This is a genomic window from Hyphomonas atlantica corrig., assembly GCF_000682715.1.
Taxonomy (GTDB): domain Bacteria; phylum Pseudomonadota; class Alphaproteobacteria; order Caulobacterales; family Hyphomonadaceae; genus Hyphomonas; species Hyphomonas atlantica.
This window is the reverse complement of sequence record NZ_AWFH01000001.1, coordinates 245,031-268,186: the sequence shown is the minus strand read 5'-3', so window position 1 is coordinate 268,186 and position 23,156 is coordinate 245,031. Positions and strand designations below refer to the sequence as shown.

The window sequence follows — 23,156 nt, the reverse complement described above, 5'->3', positions numbered from 1 at the left end:
CCATTCAGCGTTTGCCTATTCAGCGTTTGAACGTGCCCATGATGCCGCGCAACACGTAGCGGACAATCTCGCGGCTTGCTGTACGGGCGGCCTGATTGCCAGCCTTTTCCAGAGAGCTCATGCGGCGCGAGCTGCGGCGCGTGGTCTTCTTTTTCTTCTTCTCCAGCGCTGCTTGGGCCTTGGCTTCCTTTTTCGCCAATTCCTCGGCTTCCTTGGCGGCTTTGGCTTCACGGGCTTCCAGCACTTCATAGGCGGACTCGCGATCGATCACCTTTTCGTACTTGCCAGCAACGGGGCTCGCATTCTGAACGTTCTTGCGTTCGGATTCCGTTGCCGGGCCCAAACGTGAAGCGGGGGGACGAATGACCGTCCACTGCACAATGCTTGGCGCGCCCTTGGCGTCCAGCGTTGAGACGAGCGCCTCGCCGACGCCCAGCTGTGTGATCACTTCCTCCGTGTCGAAATTCTCATTCTCGCGGAAGGATTGCGCCGCGGCGCGTACGCCTTTGCGCTCGGCCGGTGTGTAGGCACGCAGGGCGTGCTGCAGGCGGTTACCCAGCTGCGCCAGAACGCTTTCGGGCAGGTCGCGCGGGTTCTGCGTCACGAAGTAGACCCCGACGCCTTTGGACCGGATCAGGCGCACGACTTGCTCGATCTTCTGCATCAGCGCCGCCGGGGCATCATCGAACAGGAGATGGGCCTCATCGAAAAAGAAGACGAGGCGTGGCTTGTCCGGGTCGCCCACTTCGGGAAGCTGCTCGAAGAGTTCAGACAACAACCACAGCAGGAAGGTGGAATAGAGCTTGGGGCTGTTGATCAGGCGCGTCGCGTCCAGCACGTTCACGATGCCGCGTCCGTCTGTGTTCGTCCGCATCATGTCGGACAGCTCTAGCGCAGGCTCGCCAAAGAAGAAGTCTGCGCCTTCACGTTCCATCACCAGCAAATTTCGCTGGACCGCGCCTAGCGAGGCGGAGGCGACATTGCCGTATTCCTTGCTGAGGTCGTCGCGTACTTCCTTGTCGCTCATATGGATCAGCAATTTGCGCAGATCCTTCAGATCCAGCAGCAGCAGGCCGTTGTCGTCGGCATACTCAAAGGCGATGTTCAGCACGCCTTCCTGCGCTTCGGTCAAATCCATCAGGCGTGACAGGAGCAGGGGCCCCATTTCGGAAATCGTGGTGCGGATCGGATGGCCGTTTTCGCCGAACACATCCCAGAACACGGTCGGGGCTGCGGAATAATCATAGGCGCCCAAGCCGATCTTGTTGGCGCGCTCCACGAATTTCTCGTGCAGCTTGTGATCTTTGCTACCGGGCATGCAGATGCCGGAAAGATCGCCTTTCACATCAGCGCAGAAGACCGGCACGCCGGCATCGGAAAAGCCCTGGGCGAGGTTTTGCAGAGTGACGGTTTTACCGGTGCCGGTCGCGCCCGCGATTAATCCGTGGCGGTTTGCAATCTTCAGGAGCAGGTTCTGCGCGACACCTGGCTGGCCTGTGCCGTCTGCGTCAGCGCCGCCGATAAAGATGGAGTTCATGATCCCGTCCCCTTCAATCCAAACCGTGTGCGACGCTAGAGATTTCAACAGATTCGGCAAGGGTTGAGGCGCAGACCCTTGACGGATGGGCAGGCTCTCATCACCGTGCCGGGAAGCTGGCCGGGGGAGAGCATGGATCGGGCAACCAAGACAGGCATCTGGATCATCGCGACGGGCGTGATCATCACCTTCCTGCATCTGGGGCGCAGCATTCTTGCGCCGTTTGCCCTGGCCGTATTCCTGTTTCTGATCATCGAAGGCTTTGCGACGATGATCGACAATTTTTCACGAACGCTGAAGATCGGGCATGCGCGTTTCTTCGCAATCCTGTTCGTGCTGGGCGGGTTTTTCGGGTTCATGGCCTTGCTGGCCAATGGCATTGCGGAGTTCGGCCGTGAGGCGGGCGACTATGAAACACGGATCAATGATCTGATCGCAGACGCCTATGAAGTGGTGCACATGTCGGGCGCGCCAACATTGCAGGAATTGCTGTTCAACGAGACGGGGCAACGCTTCTTCGCCATTATCGCGAATGAGACCGGGGATCTGTCAGGCGATCTCGTGCTGATCCTGATTTATGTGGCTTTCCTGTTTCTGGCGCAGTCGAGCTGGACCCGGAAACTCGATAATATCTTCCCTGGCTTTGAGCAGCGTGCGCAGGTGCGCCAGATCGGCGACGATGCGAGGCGCAGCATTGAAACCTATCTCTGGACCCAGACCGTGATTTCCGCGCTCATTACGGCGCTGACCTATTTCTCGTTGCTGGCGCTGGGTGTGAAGAATGCACTTTTCCTGTCGGCGCTGATCTTCGTGCTCAACTACATCCCGACCGTGGGCTCGATTGTCGCTGCGCTGGTGCCGCCCCTGTTTGCCATCGTGCAGCCGGAAATTCCGCCCTGGGTGCCCGGTGCGACGCCGCAGGACACCTATATCTACGCTGCGATCGTGTTTGCGATCGTCAGCTTCTGGCAGTTCTCGATCGGCAATTTCGTTCAGCCTCGCATGATGGGTGAATCGCTGAATCTGTCAGCGCTCATCGTGTTGCTATCCCTGGCAATCTGGGGCGCCATATGGGGCATACCGGGTATGTTCCTGTCGGCACCGCTAACGGTTCTGATGATGATTTTCTTCGCTCAGTCCAGCAATACGCGATGGATCGCGATCCTGCTGTCAGCCGATGGCGACCCTCAGGGAAAAGGGGGTACCCCAAACACTAACCAAGATGCATAGGGAGCTGTTCACACCTATGGTGAAAAACGATAATCTATGCCAAATGGGGGCAACTTTGTAATTGTTATGTCAGCGCAAAACCAATACTCAATAATTGGTAATGTCGATCGCTGCTGACCGCATCTTGTAAATGGCATTGCCCTTGCAAAATTAACGAGATCAGGCCCTCCGCGTGCGTCCCCCCACCCAGCCTGCGGAATCGGCCTGTAGGACCCGCCGGACACGTCCCCGTTCGGCGGGTCCGATTTATTCTGGACCCAGTAAAATCAACCGCCACCTTCAACCTGTGACGCAGGGGAAATTCATTTGCGGCAATGAGTTGTGCCGGGATGCGGCGCGGTCTAGATGGGAAGCTCGGTTAAGCTATTTCGCGAGCAATCCACATGACAGAAATTCCTGCCTCATCTGAGCCAATCGAGCAGGTATTTGACCAAATTCACCGTGAATCGGGGCATGAAGATTTAACGGGCCTGACGCAGGAGGATTTAAAATCCCTCGCGCGTCGGCACTGGGATTGGGCCGTGGAGGTTGCCGCTGGCGATCAGGATGTGCGGGTCCTGCTGGAAGCTGAGGGCGCTGAGGGCAATTCGCTGTCTCGCACCATTCTGGAGACGGTCAGCCCTGACATGCCCTTCCTGGTGGACTCCGTCCTCGGCGAATGCGGCGCGCAGGGCTTTGAGGTTGCTGCGCTGTTTCACCCGATTGTGAAGCTGCAGGACGGTCGCAGCATATCGATCATTCAGGTCCACCTGCCGATCCTGACGCATTTGGAGGCAGAGCGCCTCAAGCAGGGGGTGCGGGAAGCGCTGGCCCATAACGCGGTCGCTGTAGCCGATTTCGAGCCAATGCGCGCACGTATGCAGCAGGAGATCGCCCGGCTGGAAGGTGTGAGCCACCTGAAGGACATGGACCGCGATGAGGCGGTGGCCTTCCTGAAATGGTTGTCGCGGGAGCATTTCGTTTTTCTCGGCTGTCGCGAGTACGATTTCGAGACTGATGCCGAGGGGCACGTGCTGCCGGAAGAGCCCATCATGGTCGAAGGGTCGAATCTCGGCGTCCTGCGCGATGGGGAGCTGAACGTCCTGTCGCGTGAGGCCGAGCCTCTGATCCTGACGCCAGAGATTGGTGCGCACCTGTCGGAGCCCTATCCGATCCTTGTCGCGAAATCGACGCTGGTCAGCCTCGTCCACCGTCGGGTTGCGTGCGACTATGTGGGCGTCAAGAAATATGACGCTGAAGGTCGCGTGAACGGTGAAGTGCGCTTCCTGGGCCTGTTCACGGCGGAAGCCTATGACGAGACCGCGCGGTCCATTCCGTTGATCCGTCGTCGTATTGCCGCCATTCTGGAAGCTGCCGGGGCGACGCCGGGCGGGCATACGGAGAAGGCGCTTACCAATCTACTGGAAACCTGGCCGCGGGATGAGTTGTTCCAGACTTCCTCGAAGATCCTGCATCCGATCATTGTCGGCGCGCTGCACCTGATTGGTCGTCCGCGCACGCGGCTGTTCGTGCGGCAGGACCAGTTCGACCGCTTTGTCACGGCCATCGTCTACGTGCCACGTGAAGCCTATGACACCACAATGCGCCAGCGTATCACCCAAGAATTGGTGACGGCGTACAAGGGACGGGTCACGCGTTTCCGACCTTACTTCGATTCCGAGACGCTTGTGCGGGTTCATTTTGAAATCTGGTTGGATCAGGGCCATCCGTTGCCGGATCTTGCGGCATTGGAAAAACGCATCGTTGAGATCGCGCGGACATGGGAGCAGGGGTTCCGTTCGGCGCTTGTGCAATCTGACCTCGAACGTGCCCATCAGGAGAACGCGCGGGCGTTCATTGGGGCGTTCAACGCAGCCTATCGCGAGGCATTCGGCCCGGATGAGGCCATGCGCGATGTCGCCGCAATGGCAAATCTATCGGCCGCGCACCCGATCCTCGCGCGAGCCTATCGAATGGAGCGCGATGGCGCAGACAAGATCCGCGTAAAGATTTATTCTCGCAATGGATCCATTCCGCTATCAGCCTGTGTGCCGATCTTCGAGAAAATGGGATTCTTCGTCGATTTCGAAACAGGCTTCCCGGTGCGCCCGACGGAGCGCCCTGCGGAGGATGCGCCGGAAACCTACTGGGTGCACGACGTGGTCATGTGCACGTCGAATGGTGCCTATATCGATCTGAACGATATCCGGACCACACTGGAAGATACATTTGTGGCGGTTTGGAGCGGGCGCGCCGAAAATGATGGATTCAACAAGCTGGTCCTCTGCGCCGGGGCGAGTTGGCGTGACGCGGCCCTGATCCGTGCGCTTGCCGGCTATCGCCGCCAGAGTGGTATGGAACAGCCTCAATATGTTCAGGAGACGGCGCTTTCCACATATCCGGGCATTGCGCGGCAATTGCTGGATTTGTTCGCGACACGGTTCGATCCTGCGCGGGAGATGTCACTGGCAGAACGTTCTCACGCTGCGGAGAAAGTGCGCGAGGAAATCGAAATGTCGCTGCGCGACGTTTCCGCGCTGGCAGACGATCAGGTGCTACGCCGTCTGGCCGATCTGATCCTCGCGGTGCAACGCACGAATTTCTATCAGACAAACAGTGAGGGTGAGCCGTATAGCTTTGTCAGCCTGAAGATCGCCAGCCGCGAGCTGGAGGATTTGCCGGAACCGAAGCCGTTCCGGGAAATCTACATGTCCAGCCCGCAGGTCGAAGGCGTGCATTTGCGCTTCGGCGCTGTAGCGCGGGGCGGCTTGCGCTGGTCGGATCGTGCGTCGGACTATCGCACGGAAGTGCTTGGCCTTGTGAAGGCCCAACAGGTGAAGAACGCGGTGATCGTACCGGTTGGGTCCAAGGGTGGTTTCCTGCCGAAGCAATTGCCGGATCGTTCAGACCGAAATGCCTGGTTCGAAGCCGGCCGTGATGCCTATAAGGAGTTCATCCGCGCGCTTCTGGGGATCACGGATAATCTGGTGGAAGGGGAGGTGTCACACCCCGCTGATACGATCGTCTGGGACGGGGAGGATCCGTATCTCGTTGTCGCGGCCGACAAGGGCACGGCAACCTTCTCGGATACGGCAAATGCCATCAGTGAAGAAATGGGGCATTGGCTGGGCGACGCTTTTGCGTCCGGCGGCTCTGCGGGCTACGACCACAAGAAAATGGGAATTACCGCGCGGGGCGGCTGGGAAGCCGTCAAGCGCCATTTCCGCGAGCTGGGTACGGACATTCAAGCCGAACCTTTCACCGTGATCGGCGTGGGCGATATGAGCGGGGATGTATTCGGGAATGGCATGCTGCTGTCTCCGGAAATCCGTCTCGTCGCCGCATTCAACCACATGCACATCTTTATCGATCCGGACCCGGTCGATGCCGGCAAGAATTTGGCCGAACGCCAGCGCTTGTTCGACAAGCCCCAGTCCAGCTGGGCAGACTATAACAAGGGCATCCTGTCCGAAGGCGGCGGCATATTTGACCGGTCCGCAAAGTCCATCACGCTGAATGACCAGATCAAGGCGCTGACTGGCCTGTCCAAGGATGCGGTCACGCCCGATGAACTGATCCACGCCTTGCTGAAGGCCCCGGCTGACCTGCTCTGGTTCGGCGGCATCGGCACCTATGTGAAGGCCGCGCATGAGAGCCACGCAATGGCGGGCGACCGGGCGAATGATGCAATCCGTGTGAATGCGGATGAGCTGAAAGTGAAAGTTATCGGGGAAGGGGCCAATCTCGGCGTCACCCAGGCTGGCAGGATCGAGTTCGCCCTGCGCGGCGGGCATATCAACACCGATGCGATCGACAATTCTGCGGGCGTCGATTCGTCAGACCATGAGGTCAACATCAAGATCCTGGCGGCCGAAGCCATTCGCGAAGGCGATCTGCAGGCCGACAAGCGCAACGAGTTGCTCGCCGACATGACCGATGAGGTTGCGGCACTTGTCCTGCGCCACAACTACACCCAGACCTTCGCCCTGACACTGGCGGAAGCCACCGCGAAGGAAGACCATGACGCGCTGGAGCGCCTGATGGAGTATCTGGAGAATCGAGGCGTGCTGAACCGGGCGCTGGAAACCCTGCCGGAAACCGGCGAGATGAAGGTGCGCGCTGAACGCGGCCAGCCACTTACTCGGCCAGAGCTGGCCGTTCTGCTGGCCTGGTCGAAGATCACGCTGTTCGATGATATTGTGGCCTCTGATATCCCGGACGATCCATATTTCAATGATCTTCTGACGAACTATTTCCCGAGCCCGATCAACACCTACACGAAGGCGATGACCAATCACCGGCTGAAGCGGGAGATCATCGCCACCATCATCGCCAATCGCATGCTGGACATGGCAGGGCCGGTGGCGCTGCTGCGCTTGCGGGAAGTGACGGGCAGTGACAATGCGCAAGTTGCGCGCGGGCTGGAAGCGGCGCGGGCCGTGCTGAATTTTGACGGTTTCCAGCGCGAGGTCGACCAGCTCGACAATATCGTGCCGGCCGAAGTGCAGACCGATCTGCGCCTGCATGCAGCGAGTGCGATGGTCGATGCAGCACTCTGGTTTATCGAGACCCATCCGGACCTTCGCGTGGGCGAAGCGGTGCAGCGCACCGAGGCACCGCTGAACGAGTTCAAGGCGGCGCTCAGCCATATCCATTCGCCATTCCCGGCGGCGCGGATCGAACGCGAAGCGCGGGGCCTGATGAAGCGGGGCGTGTCAGAGGAATTGTCGCGCTGGGCGTCAGCGATGGGGCAGTTTGCGCAGGGCCTGCTCGTGGTAGACCTTGCCGGAAAAATGCAGGTCGAAGTGCCAGAGGCCGGCAAGGCATTTTACATGGTTGGCGACCAGCTTCGCATCGATCGCCTGCGGGCGATGGCACGGGACAATCTGTTGCATGCGGATTATTGGGACCGTGTCGCCGGGCGTCGCCTGCTGAACGAACTGGTTCGCATGCAGGCGGATGCCACCGAGAAGGCGCTGTCTGAAAACGGCGCGCAGGCCTGGCTGGATGAGCGGGACGGGGCGCGCCGCGCCCTGCTGGAGGAGTTGCATACGCTGGGCAAGGATCGCAACTGGGCGTTCGCGCGGTTCGTGCTAGCGGTCGATGCGCTGCGCCAGTTCATGCGCCACTAGGTCTCGCACGGAAATCCGGATAGGGAGAGTTCCCTTCCGGTTCTTCTGGGTGAGTGGTCCTTGCGGATGGGAGGCGACGCCTCAGGCAGGGACAAAACAGGAGGGTGGATAGGAGAGTAGACCCCTGCGCAGTGGGCCGCCTTCCATCCGCTGGCCAAAACGACGTCACCGTCCCGGCCGGACCGCCACGCCCCTATGGCTAGGGCGCGACAAGACCAAGACTACATGACAGCCCGCTCAGATGAATTCGATCATGAAAAAGGCCCGCATTGGCGGGCCTTTCTGCAAGTTTCCTATTGGAAAGCGTTCTTTACATCCAACGCCTTCTGGGTTTTGAGCGCGCTGCACAATTGGGCCCGCTCTACACCCTGAGCCAGCGAGCGTTCATAGCCGGGGATCAGGGCGCCTTTCGTTTCAAAGAAGGCCGCAATGTCACTCGATTTCTGAACGCTGCACACATAGCCCGTCATGCCAGCAAGCTGGGGTTTGCGAATCTCGGGCATCCGCGCCACGATGGCGCCGAACTCCGCCATGAAGATCTCCCACGCACGGTCCTTGGCTGTGTCATTCGAGAGCGCACTGCTGACGACCGCAAAGACTTCATCGGCCGAATACGAACCTTTCAGGCTTTCGGCGAACAGGTCTTCGACCATTGATTCATCACCGCGATTGGCCAGCGCCGCCAATAGTGTGCGCCGTTCAGTCTGGTTGGTGACGGAGGGCAGATATGCGGTCGCGGCATCATAGAAGGCCGGTCCACCATCTTCCGCGCCGATCTTCATGGCAATGCCCAGATCCTCCGGGGGCAGGGCAGACTGGTCCGGTATGCCATTGGCGCCGATATAACGCTGTGCGCGGTCCAGCAATGCGCTGCGATCTTCGGGGCGGTCACCATATTCCAGAAGCAGGCTATAGATCTTGTCGCGCAGAAGCACTTCCTGTTGCGACAGCGCTGTCGCCGGGTAGGATTCCAGATATTCCGCCAGCGGTCCATAGGTCGCCTGAACCCACGTTCTCAAATTCTCCTGTCCGGTTTCATCAAGCAGCCGGTCCAGAGTTGGGATGACGCCGGTAGCCTCAGATACGGCGCGGGGATGACCGCTCGTCGTGGCCTCAATGCCGCGCTTGAGGTCTTCTATACTGATCCGTCCGGCGCGGAAGCCGGACTCCAGGGCATCTGCAAACAGGATCTGCTCGCCATCGGACAGGCCGTCATAGGCGTCGATCAGCGCATTGAGGTTGTCGCTGCCCGTGTCGAAACGCCAGTATCCAGTGCCGTCCGCATTCGGCATGACCCAGTCGGCGCATCCGCCATCCAGTGGAATTTCCGTCACGCGGTCCTTCAGCATCTGGCGTATGGTGCGATCGCCGGTCGGGCCGTTGATGCGCGCGGCAAACGGGATTTCCCAGACCTGTGCATCCGGATCAATGTCAGAGCCGAGCGGTGCACATCGTTTCTGCGTGATCGTGATCAGACCCGCATCCGGCGCAGGGCACGATACGGCGACATCCAGCGACGGAATGCCTGGCTGGCTGATATAGCTGGTAAAGGAGGAGACAATCTCCGGCTGGCCGGATCCGTCGGCAATGCTCTGCATGAAGTCATCCGCGTCAGCGACGCCATCTTCGAACCGCTTCATGTGCAGCCGGATGCCAGCGCGGAAGTCTTCCTCGCCAAGATAGGTCTCGAACATGTTCAGCACACTGCCACCCTTGCGATAGGTGATGGCATCAAATGCATCCAGAATATCACCATTGGCGTTGATCGGATTGCGGATCTGGCGGGCGGCGACCAGGCTGTCGGAGCCCATTGCGGAAAGGCCGGCGAGGATTGGGCTGAGGTTCCATTCGCCATCCGGGTCGACGGCATGCATGGTCTTGTAGCTGATCCAGGTCGCAAAGGCTTCGTTCAGCCAGATGTCGTTCCACCATTTCGGCGTGACGAGATTGCCAAACCATTGATGGCCCAGCTCATGCGCATGTGTTGTCAGTACGCCGCGACGCCGCGCAAGGCTGGTCTGCTCGTCCATCAGCAGCGCAGCTTCGCGATAGATGATTGCCCCGGCATTCTCCATGGCCCCATAGGCGAATTCGGGTGCAGCGATCAGGTCCAGTTTTCCATAGGGGTACGGATAGTCGAAATAGGATTCCTGCCACAGCAGCATTTCATCCGTAATGTCGAGCGACTCGGCCAGCTTGTCGCGCTTGCCGATGGCGGCAAATCCGCGGAGCGGGATCGGCTCTGCGCGCAGGGCTGTGGCGGGAATATCTGCCGCAATGCGCTCTTCATATGGTCCGACGGCAAGCGCTACCAGATAGGACTGGATCGGACGGGTCTTGGCAAATTCATGGCGCACCCAGCCATCCTCAGCTGGCTTTGCATTGATCTCCTCGCCATTCGCAATCACCTGCATTCCCGCTGGCGCGGTTACGGTGACCGTCCAAGGCGTCTTGAAGCGGGGTTCATCGAATGAGGGCACCATGCGGCGCGCATCAATCGCCTCCATCTGAGTGGCCAGATAATCCGTGTCGGACTGGACGGCCTTGTAGAGACCGGCAAGGCCGAAATTGTAAGGGGCGATATAGCTGAGTTCGAGCGTCGCCGGTCCGGCGGGCAGGGGCGTATCGAAATCCAGCCGCGAAACCCCGCCCGGTGCCTGGTCGCCGGTGAAGGTGGCCGGAACACTGGTACCGTCCGGCAAGACGGCGCGCGCGTCCAGAATGTCCTGATCCACCGAATGAAGCCAGATCCGACCATGTGGAGCAGACAGATCGACATCGATTTCCACCAGGCCGCCAAAACTGTCGGCGTCCGGATCGGTCTTGAGATCAAGGCGATAGGCGAGCGGGGTTACACCCGTTGGCAGCTGGCCCGCCGGGGGCACTTCGGTCACGATGGGTGCGTCTTGCCCAGCGGGCGCGTTGCCGGGTTCAGAGGCCGCGTTGCCGCACGCCTGGAGTGCAAGAATGGAAACAGCGCCAGCAAGTGCTGCGCGGAATCGAAGAGAATTCATCGATAGGATCCTGTAGTGGATGAAACAGTTGGAAGATAAAAACCATAGCTGGCGCAAAGGCAAAAGCGGTTCAAAGCAGCTGGAATTTAACACCCTTTTCAGTGATCCCATGAGAAGTTGAATGCATGAAACGGCTCTACCACTGGCCCCTTGATCCTGCCGGAAGGCTTGTGCGCCTCGCTTTGGGCGAGAAGGGGGAGGGATTCGAGACGTTGGAATCGCCCAGCTGGGCGCCGCATCCGGATGTGCCGCGTCTCGCGCATGGGGCTGTTGCCCCCGCACTGGTAGAGATTGATAGCGAACCGCGCATGTTTGCCTGCGGCACGCGGGCGATCTGTGAGCATCTGGAGGAGACCTCACAAGGCCGGGCCTTGTTGCCGCAGGACCCGGCGGCGCGCGCCGAAGCCCGCAGGCTGTGGGCCTGGGTCGAGGCGGCCTGCGAAGAGGTGACAGACACGCTGCTGACAGAGCGCGTGATGCAATGGGTAAAGCGGGACCGCCAGCCCGATTCTGCACGATTGCGTCGAGGCGCCCATGCACTTCGCGGGCGGCTGACTTTCCTGAATGGTCTGCTTGAATTGAACGGCTATCTTGCCTGTCGTGAATTGTCGCTGGCAGATCTGGCTGCAGCGGCCCACTTGTCGGCCTATGACTATTTTGGCGATGTCGAGTGGAATGCCGTGCCGGAGTTGAAGGACTGGTATGCCCGCATGAAATCGCGGCCCAGTTTCCGGCCCCTGCTGGCCGACCGGTTGCAGGCCGTCAGGCCGGTGTCCCATTATACCAATTTGGATTTCTAGACCTTGCCCGATCCCCTCCACATCCGCGTCAAGCACCTCGCCCGGTCGCTTGGGTTCGATGGCGTGGCGATCGCGCGCGCGGACGAACCTTGGCAGGCAGGGGAGAGGCTCGAAGCCTTCGTGGACGCTGGCCATCATGGCAGCATGGAATGGATGGAGACGACGCTTGCCCGGCGCAAGGCACCCACTGCCATGTGGCCAGATGCAAAATCTGCTGTCGTCGTCGCCCTGAACTATGGGCCGGATCATGATCCGCTCGACACGCTACAGAACACGACACTCGGCAACATCTCCGTCTATGCGCGGGGACGAGATTATCACGACACGCTGAAGAAACGCCTGAAACAGCTGGCGCGGGACTTCGTGGCGGAAACCGGCGCCGAGGTGAAGGTGTTCGTGGATACCGCGCCGTTGATGGAAAAGCCGCTGGCACACAAGGCCGGGCTTGGCTGGCAGGGCAAGCACACCAATCTTGTCAGCCGCGAGCTGGGCTCATGGTTCTTTCTGGGCGTGATGTTGACTGCCGCAGAGCTGGAGCCGGATACACCCGAGCCGGATCATTGCGGCTCCTGCCGATTGTGCCAGGAAATCTGCCCGACCAATGCCTTTCCGGCACCGTACAAACTCGATGCGCGGCGGTGCATATCCTACCTGACGATTGAGCATGCGGGACCGATCCCGGAAGAATTTCGCGCCGCAATGGGCAACCGCATCTATGGCTGTGACGACTGCCTGGCGATCTGCCCGTGGAACAAGTTTGCTGAGACCGCGAAGGAGAGCGCTTTCCATGCGCGGGCCGAGCTGAAGGCGCCGGGCCTGGATGAATTGGCGGCGCTGGACGATGCCGGGTTTCGCGAAGTGTTTTCCGGTTCTCCCATCAAGCGGATCGGGCGGGACCGGTTTGTAAGGAATGTCTGTATCGCGATCGGAAATTCCGGAGACCCTGGCCTGATCGCCAGCCTCCTGCCTTTGCTGGACGATCCCGCGCCAGTTGTGCGCGGCATGGCAGTGTGGGCGCTCGCCCGCCTTGATGGTGCCCGATTTGCCAAGGAAAAAGCCGCCCGGATGGAGCCGGAAACCGATCCGAGCGTTCTGGCGGAATGGATGACAGGGTAATGAGCGGTTTCTGGACGTTCCTGACATGGGCGGTGCGCATTCTGGCGGGCCTGTTTGTGGCGTTTCACCTTTATGCACTTGCGCTGATCTGGCTGCCGATTCCCGGCACGGTGCTGATGATGCAGCGTGCGGTGGAGGGGGAGGATGTACGCCGTGACGCCGTGCCGCTGGCAGAGATTTCGCCCCATCTGGTGCGGGCTGTAATCGCCGCGGAGGATACGCGCTTCTGCGAGCACAATGGCATTGACAGGCAAGCCATCGAGAAGGCGCTGGAAGAGCGTCGTCAGGGCAAGGGCACACGCGGCGCTTCAACCATCACGCAGCAGACAGCCAAGAACGTGTTTCTCTGGAATGGCGGCGGTGTGCCCCGCAAACTGGGCGATATGTGGATGGGGATTTTCATCGACCAGTTCTGGGGCAAGGAACGGGTGATGGAAGCCTATCTGAACGTTGCCGAATGGGGCGATGGCCTGTTCGGCGCCGAAGCCGCTGCGCAGGCGCGCTTCGGAAAGTCTGCCGCGGACCTGACCGAACGCGAAGCGGCCTTGCTGGCAGCTGTCCTTCCGAGCCCGAACAGATGGCGTGTTGATCCGCCGGGGCCCTATGTCAGCAAGCGCGCTGGTACGCTGCAGGCCAGAATGCGTGTTGTGCAAAGCCAAGGGCTGGCAGCCTGCGTGCTTGGCGGCGCGCGTCCACCGGCGCGACCACAGCCGCAACCGGGACAGACCGTGCCTAAGCCGGAACCCTTGCCGGATCTGCCGGCAGAGCCAGAGAGCGGACCTGAAGCGACAGAACTGGAACAGCCCGAAACGGCGCCTGCAGAGGATGAGTTCGATGCCTTCCTTGAGGGCGCACAGGAGCGCTTTGGCGAAGCAGCCGGTCAGCCGCAGGTCGTGGAGGAAGAACCTGAGCCGCTGGAGCCTGAAGCCGAGGCCAGCCAGTCAGAGGCGCAGGATGGCGGGCCGACCGACCTGCGGCCACGACCGCTGGAGCCTGTTGAGGACATGCCTGTCGAGAATACGCCGCAGGACTAGTCAGTCTCTGGCGCGTCTGTCGCGTCCGTGTCGCCATCTGTCGCCAACTGTTGCGGCGTGTCGGTTTTTGTCGCGGCCTGTGCGCGTTTGGGTCTCGATATCTCGACCTTTAGTGCCGACTCCGGTTCGATGAAGAGTTCCTTGCGGCGGAGCGGCACCGACATGCCGTTTTCGGTGAATCGTTTCCAGACTTCGCGCAATATGTTCGAGCCGACATTCGCGGTGCCGTTTTCCGGATCGATGATCCAGAAGCGCACTTCCAGTACGATGCATTCGTCCGTGAAGTCCTTCACGAGACATACTGGCTGTGGCCAGCTGATGACGCGTTCTGTCGCCTTGGCGGCGTCGATCACGATGTTGATCGCTTCTTCCAGATCGGACGTGTAGTCGATGCGCAATTCCTTGTGCACGCGCACGCGCTTGTTGGAAAAGCTCCAATTGATCACCGTGTCGGTCATCAGCTTTTCGTTCGGGATCAGGAATTCCTTGCCTTCCTGCGTCGTGATCGAGGTGTAGCGCAGGCCAAGTGACTCGACCACGCCGAACGTCTCGCCGACCTCGATCACGTCCTGGGGCTTGATGGAGCGTTCGGACAGGAGAACGATGCCGGACACGAAGTTCGAGATCACCTTCTGCATACCAAAGGCAAAACCGAGGCCGATGGCACCGGAGATAACGGTCAGCGCGCCGAGCGGGATGCCCAGCCCGGCCAGGGTGAGCAGGGCGGCGGCGACGATGAACACGATCTGGATCGCATTCCCGATCAGGATGCGGATCGACGGCTCGACCTTGGGCAGGTGGTTGACCCGGCGCTTCATGGATTTTGCCGCGCGGTTGGCGATGAATAACAACACCGCGGCGGTCAGGATAGCCTGGAAGATGAAGACCGGGCTGATCCGGCGGTTCCCGAAGGATGGGCCGATGCTGGACAGCCAGTCCATCACGTCCGGCAGCACGCCGAGCGCGAAGAAGATGGCGAACGCCCAGGTCAGGACTGAGGCGAGCCCGCGCAATTCTTCCGGAAGGAAACTGAGACTGACCCGAATAACCAGCCAGGCGATGGCGAGAGACAGGGCTGTCCGGACAAGGATGACGGCATGGTCTACCGAACCCAGTAGCGAGACGGCGAGCGCCAGCAGGAGCGACCAGAGCGCAGGCCGCACAGCCTTGTGCAATATGTCGAGCCCTTCGCGGCGGGGTGGCTCGACGAAGCGGCGCAGCGTAACCGTGATCAGTCGTTTGAAGGGTGGGGTCAACAGGGCGCCGAGCGCCAGCGCCACGATGATACAGGCGATCTGTATGAGGATCGGATAGAGGAATTCGGGCTGTTGGGCTTTTGACGAGAGCCAGCCCGCCGGATCGTCAATAAACGGGCGGGCTGGCTCCAGCCATTTGATGAGCGGATTGACGAGGTCTTCTACCGGGGGAAGGATTTCATCCGCCTGCTGAGCGGGCTGGCCTGTGGCCTCGGTCGCATCAACCGGGCGGCAATAGGTTTCCCCATCACTGCCCGTGATGCATTTCTGGTAGGTGACGCCGTTTTCCGCCAAGCGTGTATCTGCCTAGACCGGATCGTATGGGAAGACGCTGGCAGACGCGCCCATGTCGAAGAAGTTGGCCTTCATGGCTGGCAGGGCCTGGTCGAGCAGGCTTTCCGGTGTCCAGCCTTCCAGACGGGCCAGAGACTTGACCGGACGGGGCTGGTCGAACAGCACGACCTCATTGCCGCGCACGGCAAAGATCTGGCCGGATGTGTCCTTGGCCTTGTCGGCGCACAGGGCCACGGCCAGCTGGGCAACCTGGTCAGCGCGCATGCCATTCTTCATGCGCTCGACGCGCTCTGCGCCTGCTTCATCCTTGACCGGGATGGAGGCAATCATGCGGGTCCATGCGAAGGGTGCGATGACGTTGGAGCGGACATTCTTGCGTGCGCCTTCCATCGCGATGATGCGCGACAGGCCGACAATGCCCATCTTGGCGGCGGCATAGTTTGCCTGGCCGATATTGCCGATCAGGCCGGATGTGGAGGTGAACAGGACAAAGTTGCCATCCTCGCGTTCGCGAAACATTTCGATGGCCGCGCGGGTGACGTTGAACGTGCCGCGCAGGTGCACGTCGATCACGCTGTCCCAGTCATCTTCGCTCATCTTGTGGAACATGCCGTCCCGCAGGATACCGGCCGGGTTGATGATGGAATGCAGATCGCCGAACTCGTCCTTGGCTTGTTCGATCATGCCTTCCACGGCTTTCATGTCGGTGACACTTTCGGAGTTTGAGACGGCCTCACCACCGGCTGCGCGGATTTCCTGTGCCACGGTTTCAGCCGGGCCGGCACTGCCTTCATCGGCGCCGGTCAGGCTGCCGCCCAGATCGTTCACGACCACTTTTGCGCCTTCGCGCGCCGCCAGTAGGGCGGTCTCCTTGCCGATCCCGTTGCCGCCTCCGGTCACCAGGACCACTTTGCCTTCCAGTACGCCCATCAGACGAAACTCCCTTTATGTGTTGCAATCGCCGCCACCCTAGAACCCGGCCCGCAATGTTCAAGGTTTGAAATCGTCGCCGGGGCGGTTACAGGTGCTGGCATGACAAAGACATTCAAAGCCGTGATCTGGGATTTCGGGGGCGTGTTCACGACCTCTCCCTTCGATGCCTTTACCCGCTACGAGGCCGAGCGTGGCCTGCCAAAGGATTTCATCCGCACCGTCAACGCGACCAACCCGCTGGACAATGCCTGGGCCAAGCTGGAGCAGAGCCTGGTCAGCGCCGAGGAATTCGACGGCATGTTCCGCGAGGAATCGAAGGCGATGGGGCATGAAGTGCCCGGCGGCGAAGTGCTGGCCCTGCTGTCCGGCTCGCTGCGCCCGCGTGTCGTCAATGCGCTGACCGTGTGCAAGACGAAAGGCAAGGTTGGCTGCATTACCAATAATGCGCCCGTCGGGAAGGGGGCCTCGATGACCAATGACGAGGCCAAGGCCCGCGAAGTTTCCAAAGTGTTCGACATGTTCGATCATGTGATCGAGAGTTCCAAGCTCGGCATCCGCAAGCCGGACCCGCGCATCTATTCCCTGATGTGCGAGGCCTTGGATGTTGACCCGGCGGATTGTGTCTATCTTGATGATCTGGGGCATAATCTGAAACCCGCCCGCGACATGGGCATGACAACGATCAAGGTGCTCAATGAAGACCAATTGCTGTCAGACCTTCAGGCCGTTACGGGATATGAACTGGCCTAGCGCACTTCTTGCGGCGGTGGGGGCGGCCTTGCTTGTCGCCTGCTCACCTGCGGCCGAACCTGAGCGCCCGCCAGTGCCGGACCAGTCGCTGACCCAGGCCCCGCAGGCGCCGAAACCTGTTGTGCTGACAGAAGAAGCCGAAAAGACGCGCGATGAATTGCTGTCGCACGCCAGGGCCGGGTCACTGTCGCGTCTGTCGCGTGTGGCGAACGCAAATGACGGGTTCGTCTCCAATCTGGGAGGCACCCCGCACCGCCAATACTGGGATCTGATGCGCCGCATCGGGGCCGATCCGAATCGCAGCCTGAGAGAGCTGTTCGACCTGCCGCCCGGCATGCGCGAGATTGATGGCGAGGTCTGGTTCGTCTGGCCGGATCTTGCCGCGCGGGATGCCAGCGACCTGATTCCGGAAAAGCTGTCCTTCCAGGATCGCCGCCGGCTGATGGAACTGATCGGCGAAGAGGGGATTGAACGGATACGCCAGGGCGAAGGCTATCCCGGCATGCGCACGGCGATCGCCGGCAATGGGCGCTGGGTCTATTTCGTCATGGGCGAAACCGAGGAGGACTAGGACATGTCAGGCAAGATTGGCGCAGAGGCCGCGCTCGCGAAACTGAGTGGATGGACCAAGGGCGACGAAGACCGCGACACGATCCAGAAAACCTACAAGCTGGGCGACTTCAAGACGGCGTGGGGCTTCATGTCCGCCGTGGCGCTGAAGGCCGAGCAGATGGACCACCATCCCGAATGGTTCAACGTCTACAACAAGATCGAGGTCACGCTGACGACGCATGATGTGGACGGTGTGTCTGAAAAGGACGTCGAACTGGCCCGGTTCATGGATGAACTGGTCGCGAAACTTGTCTGACCGAATGGCGGGATGATCGCTTCCCGCAAGGTCAAGCTGGTCCGGTTTCGAGTGCGCTGATACGGATATGCCAAATCAGACACTGCGGAGGAGATCAGCATGGGCCGGGTAGACGGAAAGAAAGCATTCATCACGGGCGGCGCGCAGGGGCTTGGCGAGGCCACGGCCCGCATGTTCGCGCGAGAGGGCGCCAAGGTCACCGTGACCGATATCAATGGCGCTGGCGCCGAAGCCGTCGCGGCCTCCATCAATGAAGAACATGGCGCAGGCACGGCCTTCGCCTACCAGCATGACGTCACCGATGGCGACCGCTGGCAGGAAGTCCTGAAAGGCGCCTATGACGCGATGGGCGGCCTCAACGTGCTGGTCAACAATGCCGGTATCGGTTCGCTCGGCTCGGTTGAGGATGAGGACTATGAGACCTTCAAACACGTCCAGACCGTTGACGTGGATTCGATCTTTCTCGGCTGCAAATACGCAATCCCGATGATGCGCGATCACGGCCTCGGCTCGATCATCAATATCTCGTCGATTGCCGGAATCATCGCCAGCGGGAACTATGTTTCCTACAACACGGCGAAGGCGGCGGTGCGCCACATCTCCAAATCCATCGCGCTGCATTGCGCCAAGTCGACTGGCGGCCAGATCCGGTGTAATTCCGTGCATCCGGTCTTCATCAACACGCCAATCCTGGACCGCACCAAGGAAATGTTCGGTGAGGAAGAAGCCCTCGCCAAGCTCGGCCGCCAGATCCCGCTCGGCAAGGTGGGGGAGCCGGACGATATCGCCTATGCCGTGCTCTATCTCGCATCGGATGAGTCCAAACTCGTCACAGGGATTGAATTGAAGGTGGATGGCGGCATTTCGGCAATGTAGGCTGGTCTCCGGAAATGAGGGGTAATTCCGGATGAAGCTGAAATTGTTGTGCGCGGGCATGATGGTTGCCTTGGCTGGGTGTCAGAGTGACGACGGCGTCGCCATTACAGAGATGGATCCGGCACAGGCCACACTGAGCGGGGAGGCCTGTCCGGATGCGGGCGAGGCAGCCTATTTCTTCTGGATGTCGCCGGTGTCTGCCGAGCCGGGCCAGAAAATTGGCCTGTCACCTTACTGGACGGATATGCCGGGCGGCTTCAATCCCTTGCCAGCGGGCTGTGTGGATGATGTCAGCGCCCATCCAGACGGCGCGGTCATCCTCACGCGGACGGATAACGGCCTGGCGCTCGCTGAAATCGCGGAAGGCGCAGAGGCGGGCACGCGGATACATCTGACCGCGACATATAACGGGCATGGCCTGATTGGCCTGGTTGATGTGTACCGCGCGGCGGACAATCCCCTTGTCGGGCGGTGGCGACAGGACGGCGGTTCCTGCGCACCGGGCAGCGCGGTGCAGGAACTGGTCTTTACCGGTAGCGGAGACTTCTCCGTCACCTGGACGCCCTTTGAGGCGTACAAAGATTACTGGGGCAGCTACACCTACGATGCCGACACGGGCGCGGTTTCCTTCGAGATCGAATCTGGCAACCAGACGCCGGAGGATGTCGTGCTGGAGGGGGCGGCGCAGGTATCTGGCGATGAATTGTCATTTGACGGGGTCTCCTTCGGCACGCCGCGCAATGCCGAGTCCGCCTGTCGCGGAAAATTCTTGAGGTAAACACGGAAACACCATTGCTGTCCCTAAAAGTTCACGTTATGTTCTTTTCCTGTTCTTGAGATGGGAGAGGCAGATGATTGGTTATGTAACTCTTGGGGTCGCGGACCTCACACGCGCCGCGAAATTCTACGACCCGATTGCAGCTGAGCTGGGCGTGGGGCGGATGATGGAATTCGATACGTTTATCGCCTGGGGCGAGCAGGGCGGCGCACCGGGCGTGGCGGCAACATTGCCGTTTGATGGCCAGCCCGCCACGATTGGCAATGGCTCGATGGTGGCCCTGCAGGCGAAAGATGCAGACCAGGTTCGCAGGCTTTACGAGATCGCGCTCGCCAATGGCGGTGTGGATGAAGGTGCGCCCGGCCCGCGCGGGGATGATGGTTTCTATGCGGCCTATTTCCGGGATCCGGATGGCAACAAGCTGAATGCCTTCACGATGGTGTGACGGGACGTTTCGACGTCACCAACAGCGCGTAGACGGCCAATGACCCGATCAGCGCCGCTGACACGTATAGCGGGAGTTCCGGCATGAATGAGTACAGTATTGCCCCGATCAGGGGGCCGAAGATGAACCCCGCTGGCGGCGCCGCGGCCAGGAGTGCAGCGGCAGAGCCCTGTTCTTCGCGCGTGACCGACAAGCTGCCCAAGGCGTTGGCGGCAGGCACTGCCAGTGCTGCGCCGCCACCAACTGCCAAGAAGCTGGCCGCAACGGCCCAGAATGGAAACACCAGGTCCGCGCAGACATAGCCGAGCGCCACAATGGCCAATCCGATGGGCAGGATTTTGCGCGGATCGGGCTTGCGCGGCTGAACATAGCCGAACTGGACCGTGATCATACCTGCCGCGAAACAGGCAAAGGCAATCCCGGTATGCAGGACGATGGCTTCGTCAGCGCTGCGGGTTGCTGTGTCCACGAATTTATAGCGGTCCTCAATGAACCAGCTGAGGGTCTGCTGCACGATGCCGATGGCGACGAAATAGCTGAACAGGAAGACGAGGTGCGGGAAGACGCGTGGGTCTCGCATCGCAAGCGGTGTCGGGCGTTTGGCGGATTTGGGCCGCTTGCGAGTTGGCGGCAGGGCCACTGCCAGCATGGCTGCCACCGCAAGGTTCAGCGCAATTGTTCCCCAGATCGGCATCAGGGCCCCAAACGGCGCGAGCGCCGTGGCGCCAGCTGGTCCGAGAATGGAGCCGATGCTGATGCAGGCGCCCAGCATGCCCAGCCCGCCTGCGCGATCAATCGACGTGGTTGCATCTGTCATGGCGGCCATCGCGGCAGGCTGCAGGCCGGGAGACAGCAGCCCGAACCAGAGGCGCACAAAGACGAGGGTCAGGAAAGCTGTCAGGCCGGTGATGATTCCCGCCAGGGCGGCGTTCAGCGCGAAGACGAACAACATGTTTGTCATGCCCATTGCCGCCAATGAGAAAATCATCACGCGTTTGCGGCCAAACCGGTCCGCCCAGCGCCCCCAGGTCGGGATCATCAGGGCGTAAATGGCGGCCGACAGGGTGAGAATGCCAGCCACTTCGATTTCCGTCAGGCCTGCCTTGCGCGCGAGCGGGGCGACGACAACAAAATTGATGCTCATGCCGGCGCCCATGGCGATCATGGCAATGCCGATCATCGCCTTTTGCAATCCGCTGAGAGGTAACAGCGGCGTTTCCGATTGCGTCATCTAGGCGGGCTCCCCTGACAATTGATATATCTATTTGTATTTGCCCGCCTTGCCAAACGGAAAACGGCTTTGACTGGCAAAGCCAGACACAGCACCTTGCGCACAGTAGGGGCATCACCCTAAGTGATGGCAACAACTGAAATTATCGGAGCGTCGCCTCATGGCCGCCATTCTTGACCTTGTCATGATCATCCTGCGGATCGCCACTTTCATCATCGTCATTCAGGCGGTGATGTCCTGGCTCGTCAGTTTCAATGTGCTGAGCATTCAGAACCCAACCGTGCGCAGCATCTGGGTCGGACTTCAGAACATCACCGAGCCAGTCTACCGCCCGATCCGCAACATCTTGCCGCCGATGGGCGGACTGGACCTGACGCCAATGGTCGTGTTGCTCATCATCTTCTTCCTCGAACGCGTCATCGCCCGCTATGGCTATGGCGTGGTGCCGTTCTGACTTGATGCATCACCTGACGGTTCGCGTGCAGCCGAATGCATCGGCGGACCGGGTGGAGAATTGGGAGACGGACGCTGCGGGGCGGTCCTATCTGAAAGTGCGTGTGCGCGCGGTGCCGGAAGGCGGCAAGGCCAATGCGGCGGTTGAGAAACTGGTCGCGAAATGGCTTGGCCTGCCAAAGTCTGCGGTCAGGGTGGTGACGGGCGCGAAGAACCGGCTAAAAGGCCTCGACATTGATGGGCCGCCGGAACTGGCGGCGAAACTGGCCGGGGATCAGGGCAATGAGCGCGCAGAAAATTGACGGTAAAGCGGTTGCGGCGGATGTCCGCGCGAGTGTGACACAGGCAGTGAGCCAGTTGCCGGGCCAGCCTTCGCTGGCAGTTGTGCTGGTGGGCGAAGACCCGGCCAGCCAAGTCTATGTACGCAACAAGATTCGCCAGACGGAAGAGGTGGGCATGGTGTCGGTGCATCACCGCCTGCCGGACACGGCCAGCCAGTCTGATGTCGAAAACCTGATCGCTGAGCTGAATGCAGATGACACCGTCGATGGTATCCTGCTGCAGTTGCCCTTGCCGAAGGGGCTCGATGCTGATGCCGCGATTGAAAAGATTGCGCCGGACAAGGATGTGGATGGTCTGACAGAAGTGTCAGCCGGGCGGCTCGTTCTGGGCAAGCCGGGCCTGCGCCCGTGTACGCCGACGGGATGTGTGATCCTGGCCAAGCGCGCGCTGGGTGAGGATCTGTCCGGCAAGCATGTTGTCGTGATTGGTCGCTCGATCCTGGTAGGCAAGCCTGCGGCGCTATTGTTCCTGGCAGAGAATTGTACGGTCACCATTGCGCACAGCCGCACGAGGGATCTGCCGGCGATGTGCCGTGAGGCGGACATTCTGGTGCCCGCTGTGGGCCGTCCGGAAATGGTGAAGGCCGATTGGGTCAAGCCCGGCGCCACCATTATCGATGTGGGTATCAACCGCGTCGATGCCCCAGAGAAGGGCGAAGGCAAGACCAAACTGGTCGGCGATGCCGATTATGCCGGCAGTGCGGAAGTTGCGGGATACATTACGCCAGTGCCGGGCGGAGTCGGGCCGATGACGATTGCCTGCCTGCTGCGCAATACGGTGCTTGCCGCCTGCGCGCGCCGCGGCTGGGACGTTCCAGCAGGGCTGTGAGCCAGTCCTTCTCCCCACCGGATACGCCGCAATTCCGGCGCTTGTGGGAGAGGCAGAATGGACTATGCGCCTTGTGCGGCAAGCCCATGCCGCGCAGCCGGGCAGAACTGGATCATTCGACGTTGTGGAAGAAGTGGCGACCGACGTTCGATCACGTCATTCCGCGCGCACATCATGGGTCGGACGAGATCGACAATCTCCAGCTTGCGCATGCGAGCTGTAACAAAAGACGTGGTACCGCGCCGCTTTAGGCCGTCCCA

General features: G+C 60.5%; 20 protein-coding genes. 15 read left to right on the top strand and 5 right to left on the bottom strand.

All coding sequences use genetic code 11. From position 1 onward, the window contains the following. Positions 1 to 19: 19 nt before the first annotated feature. Entirely contained in the window at positions 20 to 1,537 is a 1,518-nt protein-coding gene (locus HY36_RS01305; RefSeq protein WP_035547236.1) for a helicase HerA-like domain-containing protein, read from the bottom strand. 78 nt (positions 1,538 to 1,615) lie between these two features. Between HY36_RS01305 and HY36_RS01300 the strand changes: the two genes are divergently transcribed. Both HY36_RS01300 and HY36_RS01295 read left to right on the top strand, forming a co-directional pair. Next, the gene (locus tag HY36_RS01300) at positions 1,616 to 2,767 is read left to right on the top strand and encodes an AI-2E family transporter (RefSeq protein ID WP_241764112.1); all 1,152 of its coding nucleotides are present in this window, start codon (positions 1,616 to 1,618) and stop codon (positions 2,765 to 2,767) included. 383 nt (positions 2,768 to 3,150) lie between these two features. Continuing rightward, the gene (locus HY36_RS01295) at positions 3,151 to 7,878 is read left to right on the top strand and encodes an NAD-glutamate dehydrogenase (RefSeq protein WP_035547233.1); all 4,728 of its coding nucleotides are present in this window, start codon (positions 3,151 to 3,153) and stop codon (positions 7,876 to 7,878) included. Positions 7,879 to 8,171: 293 nt separating this feature from the next. Here the strand turns inward: HY36_RS01295 and HY36_RS01290 are convergent, their stop codons facing one another. Continuing rightward, complete coding sequence (locus HY36_RS01290) at positions 8,172 to 10,892, bottom strand: M1 family metallopeptidase (protein WP_051602377.1); 2,721 nt, start codon at positions 10,890 to 10,892, stop codon at positions 8,172 to 8,174. 125 nt (positions 10,893 to 11,017) lie between these two features. Between HY36_RS01290 and HY36_RS01285 the strand changes: the two genes are divergently transcribed. The 3 genes from HY36_RS01285 to mtgA are packed head-to-tail and all read left to right on the top strand — an operon-like array spanning position 11,018 to position 13,842. Further along, positions 11,018 to 11,692, top strand: coding sequence for a glutathione S-transferase family protein (locus tag HY36_RS01285; protein ID WP_035547230.1), 675 nt, complete (start codon positions 11,018 to 11,020; stop codon positions 11,690 to 11,692). 3 nt (positions 11,693 to 11,695) lie between these two features. Next, positions 11,696 to 12,808, top strand: coding sequence for a tRNA epoxyqueuosine(34) reductase QueG (queG, locus tag HY36_RS01280; protein ID WP_035547227.1), 1,113 nt, complete (start codon positions 11,696 to 11,698; stop codon positions 12,806 to 12,808). Beyond that, positions 12,808 to 13,842: a monofunctional biosynthetic peptidoglycan transglycosylase gene (gene mtgA / locus HY36_RS18045; protein WP_155841606.1), complete on the top strand. Its 1,035-nt coding sequence runs from the start codon at positions 12,808 to 12,810 to the stop codon at positions 13,840 to 13,842. The genes queG and mtgA overlap by 1 nt, the downstream gene beginning before the upstream one ends. On the opposite strand, the gene HY36_RS01270 is transcribed toward mtgA, so the two are convergent. Together HY36_RS01270 and HY36_RS01265 are read right to left on the bottom strand one after the other, a co-directional pair. Beyond that, positions 13,839 to 15,392: a mechanosensitive ion channel family protein gene (locus HY36_RS01270; RefSeq protein ID WP_051602376.1), complete on the bottom strand. Its 1,554-nt coding sequence runs from the start codon at positions 15,390 to 15,392 to the stop codon at positions 13,839 to 13,841. The genes mtgA and HY36_RS01270 overlap by 4 nt on opposite strands. 12 nt (positions 15,393 to 15,404) lie before the next feature. Next, on the bottom strand, positions 15,405 to 16,322 hold the full coding sequence (locus HY36_RS01265) for an SDR family NAD(P)-dependent oxidoreductase (protein WP_035547224.1): 918 nt from the start codon (positions 16,320 to 16,322) through the stop codon (positions 15,405 to 15,407). A gap of 102 nt (positions 16,323 to 16,424) precedes the next feature. Between HY36_RS01265 and HY36_RS01260 the strand changes: the two genes are divergently transcribed. From HY36_RS01260 to HY36_RS01235, 6 genes are all read left to right on the top strand, one after another. Further along, positions 16,425 to 17,075, top strand: coding sequence for an HAD-IA family hydrolase (locus HY36_RS01260; RefSeq protein ID WP_035547221.1), 651 nt, complete (start codon positions 16,425 to 16,427; stop codon positions 17,073 to 17,075). Beyond that, a complete protein-coding gene (locus HY36_RS01255; protein ID WP_035547219.1) occupies positions 17,062 to 17,646 on the top strand; it encodes a hypothetical protein in 585 nt (194 codons plus the stop codon). The genes HY36_RS01260 and HY36_RS01255 overlap by 14 nt, the downstream gene beginning before the upstream one ends. Before the next feature lie 3 nt (positions 17,647 to 17,649). Further along, positions 17,650 to 17,943 carry a 4a-hydroxytetrahydrobiopterin dehydratase gene (locus HY36_RS01250; protein WP_035547215.1) on the top strand — a complete coding sequence of 98 codons (294 nt, stop codon included), beginning with the start codon at positions 17,650 to 17,652 and terminating at the stop codon, positions 17,941 to 17,943. 99 nt (positions 17,944 to 18,042) lie between these two features. Beyond that, positions 18,043 to 18,819: an SDR family oxidoreductase gene (locus HY36_RS01245; protein WP_035547212.1), complete on the top strand. Its 777-nt coding sequence runs from the start codon at positions 18,043 to 18,045 to the stop codon at positions 18,817 to 18,819. Between the two features lie 31 nt (positions 18,820 to 18,850). After that, a complete protein-coding gene (locus tag HY36_RS01240; RefSeq protein ID WP_035547210.1) occupies positions 18,851 to 19,597 on the top strand; it encodes a hypothetical protein in 747 nt (248 codons plus the stop codon). 73 nt (positions 19,598 to 19,670) lie between these two features. Further along, positions 19,671 to 20,042: a VOC family protein gene (locus tag HY36_RS01235; protein WP_035547207.1), complete on the top strand. Its 372-nt coding sequence runs from the start codon at positions 19,671 to 19,673 to the stop codon at positions 20,040 to 20,042. Here the strand turns inward: HY36_RS01235 and HY36_RS01230 are convergent. After that, positions 20,029 to 21,273: an MFS transporter gene (locus tag HY36_RS01230; protein ID WP_241764111.1), complete on the bottom strand. Its 1,245-nt coding sequence runs from the start codon at positions 21,271 to 21,273 to the stop codon at positions 20,029 to 20,031. The two genes, HY36_RS01235 and HY36_RS01230, sit on opposite strands and share 14 nt — an antisense overlap. A 160-nt stretch (positions 21,274 to 21,433) precedes the next feature. On the opposite strand from HY36_RS01230, the gene HY36_RS01225 reads away from it, so the two are divergent. From HY36_RS01225 to HY36_RS18850, 4 genes are all read left to right on the top strand, one after another. After that, positions 21,434 to 21,727, top strand: a complete 294-nt coding sequence (locus HY36_RS01225) for a YggT family protein (protein WP_035547204.1) — start codon at positions 21,434 to 21,436, stop codon at positions 21,725 to 21,727. A 4-nt stretch (positions 21,728 to 21,731) separates the two neighbouring features. Then, on the top strand, positions 21,732 to 22,028 hold the full coding sequence (locus HY36_RS01220; RefSeq protein WP_241764110.1) for a DUF167 family protein: 297 nt from the start codon (positions 21,732 to 21,734) through the stop codon (positions 22,026 to 22,028). Continuing rightward, entirely contained in the window at positions 22,009 to 22,896 is an 888-nt protein-coding gene (gene folD / locus HY36_RS01215) for a bifunctional methylenetetrahydrofolate dehydrogenase/methenyltetrahydrofolate cyclohydrolase FolD (protein ID WP_035547199.1), read from the top strand. Before HY36_RS01220 ends, folD begins: the two co-directional genes overlap by 20 nt. An 86-nt stretch (positions 22,897 to 22,982) precedes the next feature. Beyond that, positions 22,983 to 23,147 (top strand): HNH endonuclease, encoded by a 165-nt coding sequence (locus tag HY36_RS18850; protein WP_241764135.1) that lies wholly within the window; start codon positions 22,983 to 22,985, stop codon positions 23,145 to 23,147. Positions 23,148 to 23,156: the final 9 nt, after the last annotated feature.